This window comes from Stenotrophomonas maltophilia (assembly GCF_003970865.1).
In the GTDB taxonomy this organism is placed as follows: domain Bacteria; phylum Pseudomonadota; class Gammaproteobacteria; order Xanthomonadales; family Xanthomonadaceae; genus Stenotrophomonas; species Stenotrophomonas maltophilia_AR.
In genome coordinates, this window is the sequence record NZ_RXLZ01000006.1 from 35,451 (window position 1) to 53,447 (window position 17,997).

General features: G+C 66.6%; 18 protein-coding genes. 10 read left to right on the top strand and 8 right to left on the bottom strand.

The features are described from left to right. Positions 1–34: 34 nt before the first annotated feature. The gene (locus EKL94_RS03230) at positions 35–346 is read right to left on the bottom strand and encodes a DUF3817 domain-containing protein (protein WP_032129991.1); all 312 of its coding nucleotides are present in this window, start codon (positions 344–346) and stop codon (positions 35–37) included. A gap of 125 nt (positions 347–471) precedes the next feature. Next, positions 472–1,407, bottom strand: coding sequence for a TIGR03571 family LLM class oxidoreductase (locus EKL94_RS03235; protein WP_126927960.1), 936 nt, complete (start codon positions 1,405–1,407; stop codon positions 472–474). A 66-nt stretch (positions 1,408–1,473) separates the two neighbouring features. Here EKL94_RS03235 and EKL94_RS03240 point away from each other — a divergent pair, with 66 nt between their 5' ends. From EKL94_RS03240 to EKL94_RS03260, 5 genes are all read left to right on the top strand, one after another. Continuing rightward, positions 1,474–1,923 (top strand): GNAT family N-acetyltransferase, encoded by a 450-nt coding sequence (locus EKL94_RS03240; RefSeq protein ID WP_126927961.1) that lies wholly within the window; start codon positions 1,474–1,476, stop codon positions 1,921–1,923. Between the two features lie 129 nt (positions 1,924–2,052). Next, a complete protein-coding gene (locus EKL94_RS03245) occupies positions 2,053–3,573 on the top strand; it encodes a thioredoxin family protein (RefSeq protein ID WP_126927962.1) in 1,521 nt (506 codons plus the stop codon). A 242-nt stretch (positions 3,574–3,815) separates the two neighbouring features. After that, entirely contained in the window at positions 3,816–4,445 is a 630-nt protein-coding gene (locus tag EKL94_RS03250) for a superoxide dismutase (RefSeq protein ID WP_126927963.1), read from the top strand. Beyond that, complete coding sequence (locus EKL94_RS03255) at positions 4,442–5,017, top strand: flavin reductase family protein (protein ID WP_126927964.1); 576 nt, start codon at positions 4,442–4,444, stop codon at positions 5,015–5,017. Before EKL94_RS03250 ends, EKL94_RS03255 begins: the two co-directional genes overlap by 4 nt. Then, positions 5,017–5,352, top strand: a complete 336-nt coding sequence (locus tag EKL94_RS03260; RefSeq protein WP_005409958.1) for a tetratricopeptide repeat protein — start codon at positions 5,017–5,019, stop codon at positions 5,350–5,352. Before EKL94_RS03255 ends, EKL94_RS03260 begins: the two co-directional genes overlap by 1 nt. A 5-nt stretch (positions 5,353–5,357) precedes the next feature. Here EKL94_RS03260 and EKL94_RS03265 read toward each other — a convergent pair whose 3' ends face one another. Further along, entirely contained in the window at positions 5,358–6,506 is a 1,149-nt protein-coding gene (locus EKL94_RS03265) for a fatty acid desaturase family protein (protein WP_005413710.1), read from the bottom strand. Between the two features lie 11 nt (positions 6,507–6,517). After that, on the bottom strand, positions 6,518–7,588 hold the full coding sequence (locus EKL94_RS03270; RefSeq protein WP_185829982.1) for a ferredoxin reductase: 1,071 nt from the start codon (positions 7,586–7,588) through the stop codon (positions 6,518–6,520). Between the two features lie 92 nt (positions 7,589–7,680). Between EKL94_RS03270 and fabR the strand changes: the two genes are divergently transcribed. The 4 genes from fabR (at position 7,681) to EKL94_RS03290 (ending at position 14,039) form a co-directional block, all read left to right on the top strand. Next, positions 7,681–8,337: an HTH-type transcriptional repressor FabR gene (fabR, locus tag EKL94_RS03275; protein WP_005409961.1), complete on the top strand. Its 657-nt coding sequence runs from the start codon at positions 7,681–7,683 to the stop codon at positions 8,335–8,337. Between the two features lie 494 nt (positions 8,338–8,831). Further along, a complete protein-coding gene (locus EKL94_RS03280; RefSeq protein ID WP_260473368.1) occupies positions 8,832–11,081 on the top strand; it encodes an autotransporter family protein in 2,250 nt (749 codons plus the stop codon). 260 nt (positions 11,082–11,341) lie between these two features. Next, on the top strand, positions 11,342–13,501 hold the full coding sequence (locus EKL94_RS03285; RefSeq protein WP_126927967.1) for a TonB-dependent receptor plug domain-containing protein: 2,160 nt from the start codon (positions 11,342–11,344) through the stop codon (positions 13,499–13,501). Then, positions 13,491–14,039 carry a thioredoxin-like domain-containing protein gene (locus tag EKL94_RS03290; protein ID WP_126927968.1) on the top strand — a complete coding sequence of 183 codons (549 nt, stop codon included), beginning with the start codon at positions 13,491–13,493 and terminating at the stop codon, positions 14,037–14,039. The genes EKL94_RS03285 and EKL94_RS03290 overlap by 11 nt, the downstream gene beginning before the upstream one ends. A gap of 40 nt (positions 14,040–14,079) precedes the next feature. Here EKL94_RS03290 and mntR read toward each other — a convergent pair whose 3' ends face one another. Next, on the bottom strand, positions 14,080–14,550 hold the full coding sequence (gene mntR, locus EKL94_RS03295) for a manganese-binding transcriptional regulator MntR (protein ID WP_005413716.1): 471 nt from the start codon (positions 14,548–14,550) through the stop codon (positions 14,080–14,082). A 117-nt stretch (positions 14,551–14,667) separates the two neighbouring features. Here mntR and EKL94_RS03300 point away from each other — a divergent pair, with 117 nt between their 5' ends. Next, on the top strand, positions 14,668–15,999 hold the full coding sequence (locus EKL94_RS03300) for an Nramp family divalent metal transporter (protein WP_126927969.1): 1,332 nt from the start codon (positions 14,668–14,670) through the stop codon (positions 15,997–15,999). Positions 16,000–16,116: 117 nt separating this feature from the next. On the opposite strand, the gene EKL94_RS03305 is transcribed toward EKL94_RS03300, so the two are convergent. Genes EKL94_RS03305 through EKL94_RS03315 form a run of 3 tightly spaced genes read right to left on the bottom strand, consistent with a single transcriptional unit; the run spans position 16,117 to position 17,948 of the window. Then, positions 16,117–16,443, bottom strand: a complete 327-nt coding sequence (locus EKL94_RS03305) for a thioredoxin family protein (RefSeq protein ID WP_005409967.1) — start codon at positions 16,441–16,443, stop codon at positions 16,117–16,119. Beyond that, the gene (locus EKL94_RS03310; protein WP_012480523.1) at positions 16,415–16,882 is read right to left on the bottom strand and encodes a flavodoxin; all 468 of its coding nucleotides are present in this window, start codon (positions 16,880–16,882) and stop codon (positions 16,415–16,417) included. The genes EKL94_RS03305 and EKL94_RS03310 overlap by 29 nt, the downstream gene beginning before the upstream one ends. A gap of 25 nt (positions 16,883–16,907) precedes the next feature. Beyond that, positions 16,908–17,948, bottom strand: a complete 1,041-nt coding sequence (locus EKL94_RS03315; RefSeq protein WP_024957408.1) for a ribonucleotide-diphosphate reductase subunit beta — start codon at positions 17,946–17,948, stop codon at positions 16,908–16,910. Positions 17,949–17,997 lie beyond the last annotated feature (49 nt).

Genomic DNA, 17,997 nt, shown 5'->3' on the forward strand with positions numbered 1-17,997 from the left:
ACCCATTCTCTTGAATGGGCATGCAACAGTGGGTTCAGCGCATTGCACGCAGGCCCAGCAGGCCACGGCGCTTGAACCACCATTCCAGCGGCAGCGTCACCAGCGGCGGGATGGCTGCCAGCAGCGCCAGCGCACTGGCCCACCACGGCCAGCGCAGGCGCACCGCCGCGAACAGGGTGACTGCCACGTAGACCAGGAAGGCCACGCCGTGCAGCGGCCCGAACAGCTTCACCAGCGCCACGTTGGCCATCGGGCCGTACTTCATCCACATGCCGATGAGCAGGCCGGCCCAGGTCACGGCCTCGATGAAAGCGACTGCGGCAAACAGGCGTCCGGTCGGGTGCATGGGGGAACGTTGGGTCACGCGAAGCTCCGGCATCGGGATATCAAATGCGAATGATACGCAGATGCGAACCCCATGTAGAGTCGAGCCGTGCTCGACTGCTGGAGCGTGTCCACCAAGGTGGACACCTACCGGAGCGTGTATGGCAGAACCTGCTCCCCGATCTCACGCAGCACCCCGTCCATCGGCCGCCCGTTGTCGACCAGGTTGAACATCACGTGTGCCACGCCCTGCGCATGCACGCGCAGCAGATAGTCACGCAGGCCATCGCGGCCGACCTTCAGGCCCAGCGGCAGCGGCTCGGCTGGCGCCTGCGGATCTGCCTGCAGATCCAGCAGCATCGACTGCACGAACGGTTTGCCCGGCCCACCACGCTGCACCAGCGCCTGCTGCCACAGGCCGATGCGTCCTTCCTGCGCGGCTTCCTCGCGATGATAGGTGGCCCAGCCTTCGGCCTCGCGCGCGATCCACTGCAGGCTCTGCCGTGCGGTACCCACCACCAGCATCGGAATGCGCGTTGCCGGCGCCGGCAGCACGTCGAAGCCACCGGTCGCCTGCAGTACGGCGGTCCGCTCATCGGCCTCCGGTGACAGCGCCGCGCGCAACAAGGTCCAGCGCTCACGGAACGTCGCCGCCCTGCCCTCCAGGTCCTCGCCGAAGGCGGCGAATTCTTCCGGGCGGTCACCCGAACCCAGGCCCAGCACGAACCGTCCGCCGCTGATCCGGTCCAGGCTCAAGGCCGACTTCGCCACCTGCAGCGGCTGCCGCAATGGCAGCACGATGGCCGCGCTGCCGACCACGATGCGCTCGGTCGCAGAGGCCAGCATACCCAGCCACAGGAACGGGTCATCCAGCGCGCTCGCTGTCGCGTCCGGCCCCTGCGGCACCATCAGCGGGACATCACGCGTCCACAACGCGGCAAAGCCCAGATCATCGGCCAGTCGCGCAATGCGCCGCGCCTCGTGCGGATCGGCCAGCCCATGTGCGGCGACAGGCGTCATCAGGCCCAGGCTCAGGCCCTGTTGCGGAAACAAGGCAGCGTAAGCAGAATTGAAATCACTCATGCCGCCAGCTTAGCGTGCAGGCCTGCGGCAACGATGACGCGCCGCCCACCACCGGAAGAACACTGCATGCCGACGATCCGCCCTGCCCACGTCGATGACCTGCCTGCGATCAGCACGGTGTGCCTGGCCGCGTTCACTGCGGCGGTCGCGCCTTCGCTCAGCGCGGCCGGCATCGCCACCTTCGGCAGTGTCGCCGCTGCCGAAGCGTTCGGCGCGCGCCTGCAGGGCGACAACCACATCCTGGTGGCCGAGCAGGACGGCCGTGTCGTCGGCGTGATCGAACTGAAGGAGGGCCGGCACCTTGCGATGCTGTTCGTCGATCCCGCCTGCCAGGGCCAGGGCATCGGCCATGCTTTGTTCGAGGCGGTGCTTCCACAGGTGCGCGAGCCGGTCATGACCGTGCGCGCCTCGCTCAATGCAGTACCGACCTACCTGCGCTATGGCTTTGCGCTGGACGGTGACGTCGGCGAGTTCAATGGGTTGGTGTATCAGCAGATGGTGCGGGCAGCGGCCTGAAGGCATCCGCCCGGCGTTGCCCGGCAATGCCCGGTGGGCGTCATGCCCTGCAGCACGCCCGTCATAAGCAAACTGAATCAGCGGGCTCCCCGGCGGTTCCTACAATGGCCTGTCACCCTGCCCTTCGAGATGCTGCCGATGCGCGTCGCGCTTTCCGTGTTGCTGCTGGCTTCGGCGCTGAGCGCCTGCACCCCGGCCCCGGTTTCCACCGCCAACTCCGCCGAGGCACCCGCGCCGGCGTCCGCCATTGCCTGGCGCCAGGGCGATGTGGACGATGCCTTCGCCGAAGCCGCCGACAGCGGCAAGCCGGTGCTGCTGTACTGGGGCGCGGTCTGGTGCCCACCGTGCAACCAGCTCAAGGCGGGCCTGTTCAAGGACCCGGCCTTCATCGCGTTGAGCAGCAAATTCGTGCCCGTCTACCTGGATGGCGACGAGGAAGGTGCGCAGGCCTGGGGCGAACGCTTCGGCGTACGCGGCTATCCGACCCTGATCGTGCTGGACCCACAGCGCAACGAAATCACCCGCGTGGCCGGCGGCAACGACGCCGCCGAACTGACCCGGGCTCTGACCGTTGCCGCAGGCCGCCGCAGTGCCGTTGCCGCCACCCTGGCCACCGCGTTGGCAACGCCGGACCGACTGGCCACCGAAGACTGGCAGGTACTGGGCGACTACGGCTGGGAAGTGGACGCCAACCGCCTGGCCGGCGAGCGCAGGAGCCAGGACGTACTGCGCCAGTTGTCCAAGGCGGCACCGGGTGCCGCCCTGCAGCGTCGCTTCGCTCTGCTTGCCTTGGCAACAGCCGAAAAACCCGATGCCTCGCCCACCGAAGTACGCGAGCTGCTGCAGGCAGTGCTGGCGCAACCGGCGGAAGTGCGCCGCAACCGTGAGTTGCTGGGCTATGCAGGCGTGCAGCTGGTCAAGCAGGCCAGTGCCGGGCCGGCCACCAGCAACACGCTGGGACAGCAGCTGCTGGTCGCACTGGAGCGCGCGGACGCCGAGCGCGGTGATCGCGCCGACGACGCGTTGTCGCGTGCGCTGACCGAAGTATCGCTGGCCCGCCAGCAGCAGTCGAAGGGCGCACTGCCCGCGGCCCTGGTTGAGCGGGTCAAGCAGCGCGTGGCCGCTGCCGATGCCGCCGCCACCGATGCGCATGCGCGCCAGGCCACGATCAGCAGCGCGGTCTATGCCCTGCGCGAGGTTGGCGACGACGCAGGTGCCGAGGCGCTGTTGCTGGCCGAGCTGAAACGCAGCGAGCAGCCGTACTACTACATGCCCGAGCTGGCCGAACTGGCCGAGCAGCGCGGCGACACCGCCGGTGCGCTGGAGTGGCTGAAGCGCGCCTACGACGGTGCACAGGGCCCGGCTACCCGCGTGCAGTGGGGCGTGCTGTACGTGGAAGGCCTGCTGAAGCTGGCGCCGGACGATGCACCGCGCATCGAGCAGGCGACCGCGTCGCTGATCGCCGAGCTGGAGGCACAACCGTCGGGTTACCACCAGCGTACCCGCCAGCGTTTCGAGCGGCTGGCCGGGCAGTTGAAGACGTGGAGCGGCAAGCACCAGGGTGCGGAGACGCTGGCGCGGCTGCAGCAGCGGATGCAGCAGGCATGCGGTGACCAGGTGGATGGTGCGTGCAAGGACTGGTTGAGTTGATGATAACGCTGGCAGCGGGCACGTCAGCGCGCCGGTGAGGTTCGAAAAGCGGGTTCTGGTAGTGCCGGCCGCTGGCCGGCAACCCGACCTTCGCTGATTGCCGGCCAGCGGCCGGCACTACCATGCCGCTCTTGCTCCCTTTCACGCATTTCAATCCTTCCCCTTGACCTCAACCAATGTTGAGGTGCGATAACAGTCTCCCCACGGCCAGCCCTTTGGCCTTCCCCACGGAGATTGCTTCGATGTCGTACTCGCTTCCCCCGCTCCCCTATGCCTACGACGCCCTCGAGCCGCATTTCGATGCGCGCACGATGGAGATCCACCACAGCAAGCACCACCAGACCTACGTCAACAACCTCAACGCCGCCATCGAGCAGGCCGGCATCGCCGAGCAGCCGGTCGAGGCGCTGATCGCCAACCTCGATGCCGTGCCCGAGGCGCAGCGTGGCGCAGTCCGCAACAACGGCGGTGGCCACGCCAACCACAGCCTGTTCTGGACCGTACTCAGCACCCACGGTGGTGCACCCGATGATGAGCTGGCCGCCGCCATCGACCGCGATCTTGGCGGCTTCGATGCCTTCAAGGACGCCTTCACCAAGGCGGCGCAGACCCGCTTCGGCAGCGGCTGGGCCTGGCTGACCAGCGATCGCGATGGCCGCCTGCAGGTGGAAAGCAGCGCCAACCAGGACAGCCCGCTGATGGGTGCAGCCGTGGACCTGTCCGGCAACACCCCGATCCTCGCACTGGATGTCTGGGAACACGCCTACTACCTGCACTACCAGAACCGTCGCCCGGACTACATCGGTGCGTTCTTCAACATCATCAACTGGGCCGAGGTCGGCCGGCGCTACCGCCAGGCCAGGGCCTCATGAGCGGCGAAACACTGCCGTACGCCGGGCCGTGGGCGGGGGTCTTCCCCGCCCCGGCCCCGGTGCCGTCGGTCGAGATGCCGCCGCGTGCACTGCGGCGGCTGCTCGGCCACTTTCCTACCGGCGTGGCCATCGTCTGCGCACGTGATGCGCAGGGCAAACCCATCGGCCTGACCATCAATTCGTTCGTGCCGGTGTCATTGCAGCCGCCGCTGGTGCTGTGGAACCTGGCGTTGCACGCGCAGAGCCTGTCCACCTTCCAGCGCGCCACCCGCTTTGCGATCAGCGTGCTGGCGGCCGACCAGGAAGCGCTGGCCCGGCGCTTTGCCGATCCGCAGGTACGCAACCGCTTCGACGGCCTCGCATTGCTGGATGACGACGAGGACGCCCCGCCACGCATCGCCGGTGCGGTAGCGCATCTCAGCTGTACCCGCCACGCACAGTGGCCGGTGGGCGATCATCTGCTGCTGGCCGGCCGCATCATCGAAGTGCACGAGAACGGCGGCGCGCCGCTGCTGTTCCATCGGGGCCGCTTCCAGCCCGGCCCGGCCGAGCTGCTGGTGGAGGTGCGCTGATGAACATTGAAGCTCTGGAATGCATGCTTGCCGCCGGCAAGGATGGCGCGCTGCTGCGCTTCGGCCTGGGCAAGGGCTGGCTGGATGCCGGCAACCCGGTGCGCGCGGCCACCCATCTGGGCCGTTGCGTGGTGCTTGATCCGCAGTACTCAGCGGCGTGGAAGCTGCTGGGCAAGGCCTGGCTGGCCAGTGGCCAGCCGCAGGCGGCGCGCGAAGCATGGCAACGCGGCCTGAGCGTGGCCGGCAGCAAGGGCGACCAGCAGGCACGCAAGGAAATGCAGGTGTTCCTGCGACGCCTGGACCGCGAGCAGGCGGACCTGGCGAAAGCGGGCTGAGTCGATCAGCCCGCGTTGGCCGATGCCGGTGCGGACATGATGTCCGACATCGGCAGGCGGCGCGGCTTGCTCGGGAACGCGTGACGCAGGATGCGCCAGACCACCTGGCCGAACTGGCGCGGCAGCGAGCCGTTGTTGTAGTGCTGGCCGTAACGGCGGCAGATGTCCTTCACTTCCTTGGCAATGGCCGCATAGCGGTTGGCCGGCAGGTCCGGGTAGAAGTGGTGCTCGATCTGGTGGCTGAGGTTGCCCGACAGCACGTTGATCAGGAAGCCGCCGCTGATGTTGGACGAACCCCGCAGCTGGCGCAGGTACCAGTGACCGCGCGATTCATTGCGCAGGCATTCCTTCGGGAAGGTTTCCGATTCGGCGGTGAAGTGGCCGCAGAAGATGATCACGTAGGTCCAGATGTTGCGCAGGCCGTTGGCCACCATGTTGCCCAGCATCACGGTGAGGAAGAACGGGCCGGCCAGCAGCGGGAAGAACACGTAGTCCTTCAGCACCTGGCGGGCCATCTTCCGCGCCACCGGGCGGGTCTGCATCCACATCGCACGGCCGCTGATGCGACCCTTCAGCCAACGGCCCAGGCGCAGGTCCTGCGCGGCCACGCCCCACTGGAACAGCAGCGCGAAGATCGGTGCGATGATCGGCTGCAGCAGGTAGAACGGCTTCCAACGCTGTTCCGGGAAGATGCGCAGCAGGCCGTAGCCGATGTCATCGTCCATGCCACGCACGTTGGTGTAGGTGTGGTGGCGGAAATTGTGGGTCTTGCGCCAGTTGTCGGCGGTGGCAACGATGTCCCACTCGTAGGTGTTGCCATTGAGCTTGGGGTCGCCGGTCCAGTCGAACTGGCCATGCATGACGTTGTGGCCCAGCTCCATGTTCTCCAGGATCTTCGACAGCGCCAGCAGCAGCGTGCCGGTGATCGCAGCCGGCCACAGCAGCGGCATCCAGAACAGCGGCGAGAATGCCGCCAGGAACAGCAGGCCGCGGCCACCCACGCCAAACCAGCGCACGGCGGCAGCCACGCGGCGGATGTAGCGGGTATCGGAGGCGCCGAGGCTGCCGATCACACGGTCGCGGATCGCATCGAGTTCCTCACCGAAGGCATGCATCTCGGCGGTGCTCAGGGCACGGTCGGTAGCGCGGGTCATGGCAGGCGTCCTCAGAGATCCAGGGTCAGGTCGGTAGTCGGTGCGCTCACGCAGATCCGTACCGGCTGTGCCGATTCGGACTGCAGGTCGCCGGTGCGCAGATGGCGGGTGGCGCCACTGACGCGGTCACAGCTGCAGCTGTTGCAGATGCCCATGCGGCAACCATGCTTGGGCTTGATGCCATGGGCTTCGAGGCTTTCCAGCAGTGAGCGGCCACGCGGCACGCTCAGCTGGCGGCCACTGCGCGCAAGCGTCAGCGACACCTCGCCTTCGCTGCTGGCATCGCGCAGCGGCGCCGGCGGGGTGAAGGCTTCGGCCTGGAAGCCAGCCACCTGCTGCGCCAGGCGTTCACGCGCGGCGGCAACAAAGCCGTCCGGGCCGCAGGCCAGCACATGGCGCTGCGCCAGCGGCGTGTCATCGCCGGCCACCTGCAGATCATGGATATCGATTCGCGCGGCCGGCACCTCACCCTCGCGGGTGGTCAGCAGGTGCACGCGCAGGTTCGGATGCGCCGCGGCCAGCGCCTGCAGCTCATCACGGAACTGCAGATGGGCAGCGGTGCGCTCCCAGTAGAACAGGTCCACCGGCGCTGCCAGCGGGCGCTGGCAGGCGTCGCGCAACAGGCTGCGCATCGGCGTGATGCCACTGCCGGCAGCCAGCAGCAGCACCGGCGCCGCGGCCGGCATATGGAACTCGCCGAAGGCGGCATCGAGGCGGAACAGTTCGCCCGGCTGCGCATGGTTGACCAGATGCTGACTGACCCGGCCGCCGTCGATCGCCTTGACGGTGATCGCCAGCTCGCGCCGCCCCAGTGCGGTAGGGCTGTAGCTGCGCTGCCACAAGCGCCCTTCAATCTCGACGCCGAGGGTGACGTGCTGGCCAGCGCGCATGCCGGCCCAGTGCCGGTTGGTGCGCAGGACCAGGGTCGCCGCGCCCTCGCCGGCCGGCTCGCGCCGGACCAGGCGGGCCACCGGCTCGCGCAGGGTCCACAGGGGATTGAGCTGGCCCGCCCAGAAATCGAACAGCGACGGCGAGACCCAGCGGTACGGAGAGAACAGGGACGGACGGACGACAGCGCTCATGAGCGAACTATACGGGCGCACATACACCTGTGTATACATGTGTATATTGAACCGGATTGGGTATGATTCAGCCTCGCCCCACCGGAACCCCCATGGCCGCCGCCACCGCCTTGTCGACGCCCGAAGATGCCAACAGCCCGGCCCGCCGTACGGTGAGCCGCGAGGATCTGCTAGCTGCTGCCCTGAAACTGATCGGGCCGCATCGCAGCCTGTCCACGCTCAGCCTGCGCGAAGTGGCACGTGAGGCCGGCATCGCGCCGAACAGCTTCTACCGGCAGTTCCGCGACATGGACGAACTGGCCGTGGCGCTGATCGATGCGGCCGGCCGCTCGCTGCGCACCATCATCGGCGAGGCCCGGCAGCGCGCCACCTCCACCGCCACCAGCGTGGTGCGGGTCTCGGTGGAGACCTTCATGGAACAGCTGCGCGCCGACGACAAGCTGCTGCACGTGCTGCTGCGCGAGGGTGCAGTGGGCTCGGACGACTTCAAGCATGCGGTCGAACGCGAGCTGCACTACTTCGAGGAAGAGCTGCAGCACGACCTGGTGCGCCTGGCCGCACTGGATGGCGCCGTACTGCATGCCCCGGAACTGGTGGCCAAGGCCATCACCCGGCTGGTGTTCGCGATGGGCGCCACCGCCATGGACCTGCCGCCGGAGAAGGATCCGGAGCTGGTCGAACAAATCTCCACGATGATCCGCATGATCATCGTCGGCGCCCGCACCCCCGCCGCGTTCCGCCGCGGCTGATCGAGGCCCCTGGGTCGGATCCCTTTCCAGAGGAAAGGGCTCTGACCCGCCCCAGCTCCATGAAGCCCGCCACGCAGCGCCACGGCGCCGATGAACCGTGGCCGCCATCACAGATCTAGATTGCAGATGCGCAGCTTGAGCATCCTGCACGCGCCATTCACTGCGCTCTCACGCACGCTGAATTATTCAGACCGCGCACTCCATTCAGTTTGGTGAGTTATTGAACGGGGTTTGAATCCGGCAAGTACCGCTGCAGTCGTTTCAGATTAATTGCATGGCCCAGGCAAGACCCGATCCGCACAGTGCCGCCTCCGGTCCTGCGGATGCGGGTCCACCCCAGTAAGCTTCAAGGAGAAACACCCATGCGCATGATGCAGTTCACGCCGTCCACTTCTTTCACCTGCGCCCCGCTGGGGCTGGCAATTGCCACAAGCCTTTTGTTGGCCGCTACGCCAAACGCACAGGCCATCATCCTTGTTGGCAACGGCCAAACCGTGACCCTCAACCCAGGAGATCCACGCGAAGGGGACGCTGCACAGGTCTCGGGCGGTACGCTCATCGTCAACAGTGCCGCCATCGGAGAGATTCAGGCCGCCCACAGCAGCGGCAATCCGGCCCAGCTGCTGCTGAGCAATGCAACCGTAAACAATGCCGGGAGCACCGTGACCAACGGGCTCCGCAACAGCACGGCAATCATTCAGGATTCCACCATCAATGGCCGGTTCGCGCTTGCAACCGATATCGGTGCCAACTCGCTCCCACGCAGCAAGTTGACCGCCATCCGCAGCAGCTTCGGCCGTTCGGGGCTGCTTGGGCTGGGCGCCAACGCGGGCGCCACACTGGAGTCTCAGGGAAGCACATTCCGCGGTACCAGTGGCATTTCCATCGGCGGTGCCGTGGTCAACCTGCGCGCAGGATCAGCAGTCATCGGAGACACGTCGGGCCTCAACATCTCCTACAACTCGACCGCATCCGGACGTGCCGACAATCAGGCAACCTGGGGCGTCCTCATCGACGCCTCTCGCGTGGAGTCTGGTAGCGGCCCGGCCATCCTCGTCCGTCGCAGTGACATCAACGAAACCGTCCGCATCACCGCTCAGAACGGCGCCGCGCTTACCGGCGGCAATGGCGTAATGATCGAAGTCCGCGACAACGCCCTGCTCGACTTCACCGCCCGTGCCTCCACACTCAAGGGCGATATCACCATCGCCGATACCGCCACCGGCACGCTGCGCTTCCTTGACGGCCTCGACCTCACCGGCCGTATCCTCGGCCCGGCCGACGTCATCGTCGACCAGGGCGGCCGCTGGACGCTGTCCGGCGACAGCAACACCGGTAATCTCACTCTGGGTGCAGGCAGCGACATCCTGCTCGGGCCGGGTGAGTTCCGCCAGCTGACCGTCAACGGCAACTATGTCGGCCAGGGCGGCACGCTGCACTTCAATACGGTGATGGCCGCCGACGATGCGCCGACTTCGAAGGTGCACGTCACCGGCGATGCAAGCGGCAGCACCCGGATCGTGGTCAACAACATCAATGGCGCCGGTGCGCAGACCATCAACGGCATTCCGCTGGTGCAGGTCGATGGCACCTCCACCGCAACTTTCGCCATGCAGGGCCGCGCCATCGGTGGCATGTACGAGTATTTCCTGCGCAAGGGCACTCCGGGCGCGACCAACGGCAACTGGTACCTGACCTCGGCCTACACCGGCAATCCGTGCGACATCAATCCGGCGCTGCCGGAGTGCCAGGGCACTGGTCCGGTGGATCCGGTCGATCCTGTGGACCCGGTCGACCCGGTCAATCCCGTCGATCCGGTCCCCGTGCTGCGTCCGGAGCCGGGCGCATACCTGGCCAACCAGGCCGCGGCCGTGCAGATGTTCCAGCTGCGCCGCCATGACCGCGGCGAGCCCGGTTTCGACCGCGCCCGCATCGGCACCTGGGTGCGCGCCGGGCGTGACCAGCTGCAAGCCAACGTGGCCGGCCAGGTCGACGCCCGTACCCACATCAATACGTTGCAACTGGGCAGCGATGTCTGGCGCTGGGGCGATGGCCGTGGCCAGGTCGGCGTGATGTTCGGCACCGGCGAGGCGACCACGCAGGCGGTGTCGACGCTGAGCGGTTATGGCACCCGCGGCAAGGTCAAGGGCAAATCGGCCGGTGTCTACCTGGGCTGGGTGCAGGATGCACAGAGCAGTGCCGGCCTGTATGTGGACGGCTGGCTGCAGGCGGCGCGCTTCGACAACGAGGTGCAGGGCGAAGGCATCGCCCGTGAGACCTACGACTCCAGGACCCGTAGTGCATCGCTGGAAGCCGGTTATGCCTGGGCCATCCGCAGCACTGAGGCCAGCACGCTGTACCTGCAGCCGCAGGCGCAGCTGACCTGGACCGACTACGACGGCGACAGTCTGGTCGAAAACAATGGCACCACGGTGGAAGACGGTCGCGGCGGCGGCCTCAACAGCCGCCTCGGCGTGCGCCTGTTTGGCCAGAGCACGCTGCAGGGCAGCCGCGTGCAGCCGTTCCTGGCAGCGAACTGGCTGCGTGGCCAGCGCGATGAGGCCATGCGCTTCAACAGCGAGTCGTTGAGCGCGAAGACGCCGGAGAACCGTTACGAAGTGCAGGCCGGTGCCCAGCTGCAGCTGGGCCAGCGTTGGAGCGCATGGGGTGACCTGCGTGTGCAGCGCGGCGACAGCGGCTACCGCAACCATGGAGCCCAGGTGGGTCTGCGCGCCGCCTGGTAAGGCCAACGCCGCCCCGGGCCCAGGCCCGGGGCGGCGTTCCTCAACTCCCCTCGCACCCTGCCGGGCATGACATCCGGCAGGGTTCTGCCGCTTATTTGTAATGTTATAACACCGTCGTCCGCGATGTTCTGATCCCGCTTTCGGCTTCGTGATTGCACGGACTTATTTATATAGCCGTTGCTATATCTATAACCCTCTGCTTTCATATGCGTCAGCCAGGTCGCCCTCGCCGCCTTTCCTCTCCCAAGGACGACGCCTTCATGCCCGTTGCCACACCCCTCTTCCATCGGCTGCCCCTGGCCGCCGCCATCGCCCTGACCCTGCCGCTGCCCGCACTGGCCGCCACACCGAAGCCGACCGAGCTGGACCGCGTGCAGGTGAAGGTCAGCACCGCCACCCGCAGCGAACGCCTGCTGTCCGATGTCCCGATCCGCACCGAAGTGCTGCGCAAGGAAGACATCGCGCTGCGCGCGGCCACCGACTTCTCGCGTGCCGCCGAGCTGATCAACGGCCTGCGCGTGGAAAGCAACTGCCAGAACTGCAACACCAGCGAAGTACAGCTGCTGGGCCTGCCCGGCGCCTACAACCAGCTGTTGTTCGATGGCATCCCGCTGCTGTCCACGCTGGGCAGCGTGTACGGCCTGGAACAGATCCCGGCCGGGTTCGTCGACCGCATCGAAGTGGTCAAGGGCGGTGGTTCGGCGCTGTATGGGCCGGGTGCGGTCGCCGGTGTGATCAACCTGATTCCGCCGCTGCCGGCGCGCAGCGGTGGCCATGTGCAGGCCGGCGTGGATGTATTGAAAGGCACGCCGCAGAAGAACGCCGACGTGCGACTGGACCTGGTGGCCAAGGAAGCAGACGCCGGCCTGTCGGTGATTGCCCAGCGCAACTGGAACAGCGGCATCGACTACAACGGTGACGGCTACACCGAAATCACCCGCAAGAACCTCAAGGTCGGCGGACTGCAGGCCTGGTACGCGCCCACGCCGGGTACGCGGCTGCGCCTGGACCTGCAGGTGACCGATGAAACCCGCCGCGGCGGCAACCGCCTGGACCAGCCCGAGTACCTGGCCAACATCGCCGAATCGCTGGATACGAAGTACCGGCGCGGCAGCGTGTCGTGGGACCAGGAGATCAATGCCGACGTCGATTTCCGCCTGGCCTATGCCTTCGCCGACATCGACCGCGACAGCTTCTATGGCGGTCTGGGCGATGTCGTCACCGATCCGTCCGCGCCGGGCTATGACCCCTCGCAGCTGGACCCGAACGTGGCCGGCAGCGCGGCCTCGCGTTCCTGGCGCCAGTACGGCCGCACCCACAACCCGCTGCACTACATCGACAGCCAGTTGAACTGGCGGTTGGGTGCGCACGCCCTGGCCTTCGGCGTGCAGTACAAGCACGAGGCGCTGCGCGACGACAATCGCACCGGTGACGGCCAGCGCCTTGCGGTGCTGGAGGACGCCACCTTCCACAACCTGGGCGCCTTCATCCAGGACGAGTGGAGCCTGCGCGACAACGTCGACCTGGTCCTGGGTGCACGCGTAGACAAGAGCTCGGAGCTGGACAGCGCGGTGTTCTCGCCGCGCATCGCGCTGGCCTGGCAGGCCACGCCCAACCTGAAGTGGCGTGCCGGCATCGCCACCGGCTTCCGTGCTCCGGAGATCTTCGTCGAGGACGTGCATGTCGATACGCTGGGTGGCGAGCAGGTGCGCGTGCGCAACACCGACGGCCTGAAGGAAGAGCGCGCGTTGACCACCCTGTTCGGCTTCGACTGGCGATCGGACCCGGCCAATCCGGTGTGGAGCTGGGATGCCACTGCCTCCTATGCACGCATCCGCGACACCTTCGCGCTGGGCGAGATCCAGCGTGGCGATGACGGACAGCTGAGCCAACTGCGCTACAACGCCTCCGGTTCCAATGTGCTGGGCGCGGAAACCAACCTCGGCTGGCAACCCTCGCCGCAGTGGCGCCTGACCGCCGGTGCCTCGTGGTACCGCTCGCGCTTCCGCGAACCGCAGCGCATCTTCGACGACACCGGTGATGGTGGCGACACCGTGATCGAAAGCCGCGACTACCTGAAGACCCCACGCTGGACCGGCCTGGCCCAACTCAGCTGGATGCCGGCCGAGCCGTGGGAGACCTTCGTCGCGCTGCGCCACACCGGCCCGATGTCGGTGCTGAACAACCGGCTGGGCGAGCTGCACCGTACGCGCTCGTTCCTGGTCACCGATCTCGGGGCGCGCTGGCACCGGCATCTGGGCGCGCAGGCGCAGCAGGAAGTGTCGGTGGCCGCAGGCGTCAAGAACGTGTTCGATCAGCGCCAGAAGGATCTGGAGATGGGCGCGCTGCGTGACAGCGACTATGTCTATGGGCCGCGTTTCGCGCGTTCGTGGTACGTCAACCTGCGCTATGCGTTCTGAAGCACTGCGAGCGCTGTTGCTGGCCTGTGCCTTGGTGCTGGCCGCACCGGCGATGGCTGCGGACCTGCACGCGCAGGTTTCGGCCTCGCTGATGCGGCCCGAGCAGCGATCGCTGCGGCCGATGCAGTGGTCTCCACCGCCGAAACTGGTAGCGCTGTACTTCGGCGCCGACTGGTGTGCACCGTGCCATGCCTTCGTACCCACGCTGCGCAGCGTGCGTGATGCATTGCGCGAGGCTGGCGCCGATACCGAAGTAGTGTACGTCAGCCTGGATGAAAGCGAGGCTGCATTGCGCCGCTACATGCACGCGCAGGACATGCCGTGGCCGGTACTGGACCCGCGCCGCGCAGCGCGCATGCCGGCGCTGCAGGCATTGGCCGGGCTGGCCCCGCCGAATCTGGTACTGATCGATGCCGACGGCACGGTGCTGGCCAATGGCTGGCAAGGCCGGCGCTATGAAGGCCTGCAGCCGGTGTTGAAGGAATGGACGAAACGGGCGTGCGCGCAGGAACAGGCACGCTGCCCGCCTGGATTGTAGGGTCGCGCGAAATGCCGCCGGGCACGGCCCGGCGCTACCGTTACGGCGCCCCGCCCTCGGCCTTGCGCACGAACGCTTCAAACAACGCCAGCGTCTGCTCGCTCACATGGTGCTCGATGCCCTCGGCATCGCGCCGCGCGGTATCCGCGTCCACGCCCAGCGCCAGCAGGAAACGCTCCACGGTCTGATGACGCTGGCGGCTGGCATGGGCCAGTGCCTCGCCTTCCGGGGTCAGGAACACGCCGCGGTACGGCCGCTGCACCACCCAGCCATCGCGGGCCAGGCGCCGCAGCATCTTCGCCACGGTGGGCTGGGCCACGCCCAGGCGGGTGGCGATATCGACCTGGCGGGCCTCGCCGCCGTCGGCCAGCAGGTCCGAGATCAGCTCGACATAGTCCTCCACCAGCTCCATCCGGTGCGCCTCGCGCACTTGCCGGAAGCTCTCGACCTGGCGCTCGGCCTCGATCAAGGGGGTGCTTTTCAGCGATGTCGAATCGTCGGTCTTGCCCACGCCTGCGCCTGTCCTTCCGGGGTGATCCGGTGTTGAACCTGAATTCTGGACCAGTAACGCGATAAAGACGATTGTTTCACATTGCTAATGACTATAGCAGGAGCTATATTCGGACCCATGAACACCCTGGCACCCCGCGACCCTTCGGCCTCCACTGCGGCCAGCCTGGGCGCGCTCAACGCCTCGGTGGCGGTGCCCGACAAGGGTCACTGGTGGTTCCGCCTGCTGGCCTTCCTCGGCCCGGGCTACATGATCTCGGTCGGCTACATGGACCCGGGCAACTGGGCCACCGACCTCGCCGGCGGTTCGCGCTTCGGCTACCTGCTGCTGTCGGTCATCCTCATTTCCAACCTGATGGCGGTGATCCTGCAGGCGCTGTCGGCGCGGCTCGGTATCGCCACCGGCATGGACCTGGCCCAGGCCTGCCGCGCGCGTTACCCGAAGCCGGTGAACCTGGCGCTGTGGGCGCTGTGCGAGGCGGCGATCATCGCCTGCGACCTGGCCGAAGTGATCGGCACCGCGATCGCATTGAAGCTGCTGTTCGACCTGCCGCTGCTGTGGGGCGCGGTGATCACCGCCCTGGACACGCTGCTGGTACTGCTGCTGATGAACCGCGGCTTCCGGGCGCTGGAAGCCTTCGTGATCGCGCTGCTGATGGTGATCTTCGGCTGCTTCATGGTGCAGATCGCGCTGGCCGCACCGCCGGTGATGGACGTGCTGGGCGGATTCATTCCGCGCGCGCAGGTAGTGACCGATCCTCACGCGCTGTATATCGCCATCGGCATCATTGGTGCCACGGTGATGCCACACAATCTCTACCTGCATTCGTCCATCGTGCAGACCCGCGCCTACCCGCGCACCGACGAGGGCCGTCGCAGTGCCCTGCGCTGGGCAGTGACCGACAGCACCCTCGCGCTGACCCTGGCATTGTTCATCAACGCCAGCATCCTGATCCTGGCGGCGGCGGTGTTCCATGCCAACGGCCGGTTCGATGTGGAAGACATCGAGCAGGCGCATCAGCTGCTGGCGCCGATGCTGGGCGTGGGCGCAGCGGCGACGTTGTTCGCGGTGGCCCTGCTGGCCTCGGGCCTGAATTCAACGGTGACCGCTACGCTGGCCGGTCAGATCGTGATGGAAGGCTTCCTGCATCTGCGACTGCCACCGTGGCTGCGGCGGCTGATCACGCGCGCACTGGCGATCATTCCGGTGGTGGTGGTGATCATGCTGTTCGGCGACCAGGGCGCGGTAAAGCTGCTGGTGCTGAGCCAGGTGGTGCTGTCGATGCAGCTGCCGTTCGCGATCATCCCACTGGTGCGGATCGTGACCGACAAGGTGACGATGGGTGCCTTGGTCGCACCGCGCTGGCTGGGTGCGATTGCCTGGGTGATCGCGCTGGTGATCGTGGTATTGAACGTGAAGCTGCTGGTGGATACCTTCAGCGGCGGGTGATGCCAGATCCAGGGGTTGGACCCAGTAGATCCACGCCATGCGTGGATGCTCTTGTGGAGTCGAGCCATGCTCGACTCATCGCTCACCGCGCGAACAGCAGCCGAGCATGGCTCGGCTCTACAAATGCAACGCGATCGCGGCCTCGATCTGTTGCGGCGACTGGAACCCCGCCAGGCGCGTACGTTCGTCACCGTCACGGAACAGCGACAGCGTCGGCGTCTGCCGCAGCCCCAGCTCCCTGAAGAACGCCTCACCCAGCACTTCCAGCTGCACGCGCAGCAGGGTCGTGCCCTGCCCCGCCACGCTGTTGGCCACCCGGTGCAACGACATCTCCAGCATCCGGCACCCCGGGCACTGGTCCTTGTGGAAATCCACCAGCACCCGCGGGTGTTCGGCCAGCAGCTGCTGGAACTGCTCAGGCGTGGTGGCGTCGATGATCTGCATCGGTGTTGCTCCAATAGTGGGCCAGGACCGCGTCGGTCCAGGCCTCGATGGCCCCGGCATGGCGTTGGCCATGCGGCATCTGTTCGATTTCCAGCGGCGGGTAGTCGCTGCGGAAGTAGCGGATCAGGCGGTGCACGGCGCCGCAGTAGTACTCCTGCCCCCACTGCGTTTCGCCGGTGCCGAACACCGCCAGCTGCCGCGGCCGCTCGCCGCGTTCGGCAATACCTGCCACCCACGCCTTCATCTCCGACGGCGTGCGGCCGGCGTTGTCAGTCCAGCAGCCCAGCAGCACCAGGTCGGCCTCGTCGGCCGCCAGTGGCGGCGCCTGGCGCAGGTCGTCCGCCTCCTGCCAGTGCACCGCATGGCCGGCGGCGCGGCAACGCTCGGCAATCTGCCGGCCGAGTTCGCGGGTGTTGCCGCTCAACGAGGCGACCACCACCAGGATGCTCAGCGCGGCGCTGGGCTCAGAGGTCGTCGAAGCCGTTGTCGACGTTGGTCTTCTTGTAACTTGCATTGCGCATCTCGAAGAAGTCGGTCTTGGTTTCGGTGAAGTTGTCGGCGTAGGCCTTGATCCACGGCATCACGTTGTCGGTGGTGTCGCTGTACAGGCGCTCGATGCCGAGCATGCCGGCCATCTTGTTGGCACGGTACTTCACGTAACGCACCATTTCGTCCACGTCGATGCCGTCGATGCCATCCAGCACCTCCGACGACCACTGCGTCTCCAGCTCGATGGCATGCTCGAACGACTGGTGCACATAGGCGGTCAACTCGTTGGTCTGCAGCTCCGGGTTCTCGCCGATGATGGCGCGGATCAACTCGCTGATGAACTTGGTGTGCGCCAGCTCGTCGCGGTTGATGAAGCTGATGATCTTGCCGGTGCCGTTCATGCGGTTCTGCCGCACCATGTTGTAGAAGTACGCAAAGCCGGAATAGAAGTTGATGCCTTCCAGGATCGAGGACTGGATCAGCGACTTCAGCAGGGTCTCGGCGGTCTTCTCGCGCATGAAGTCGTCATACGCGCCCATGATCGGTGCGTTGCGCTTGATGATGGTCGGGTGGGTGCGGGCGATCTCGAAGATGCGGTTCTGGTTCGGCAGGTCGGTGATCGAGGCCAGCACGTAGCTGTAGCTCTCGTTGTGGATCACTTCCTGCTGCCCGATGATCGCCGCGTTGGCGTGCGCGGCCGGGTCGGTGATGTACTCGGCCACGTTGTAGATGAAGCGGGTCTGCGGTGAATCCAGCGTGGCGAGCAGACCGATGATCGAGTCGTAGGCGTTCTTCTCGCGCGCGTTGAGCTCGCCGTACTGGCGGGCATCCAGCTTCATGTCGACCTCGTCGGGAATCCAGAAGTTGGTCGACAGCTCCTTGTAGGCCCGATAGAACGACGGGTACGGGATGTCGTTCCAGTTGAGGATGCCGCTGGTGCGGCCGTTGATGATGCCGGTGCTGCGGTTGGGATGGCGCGGTTCGAGGATCTTGATGCGGTCGAGGGGGGTTGCCATGGTTTTATGCCTTCGTTCTCTTTCTATCGTGTTGCCGGCCAACGGCCGG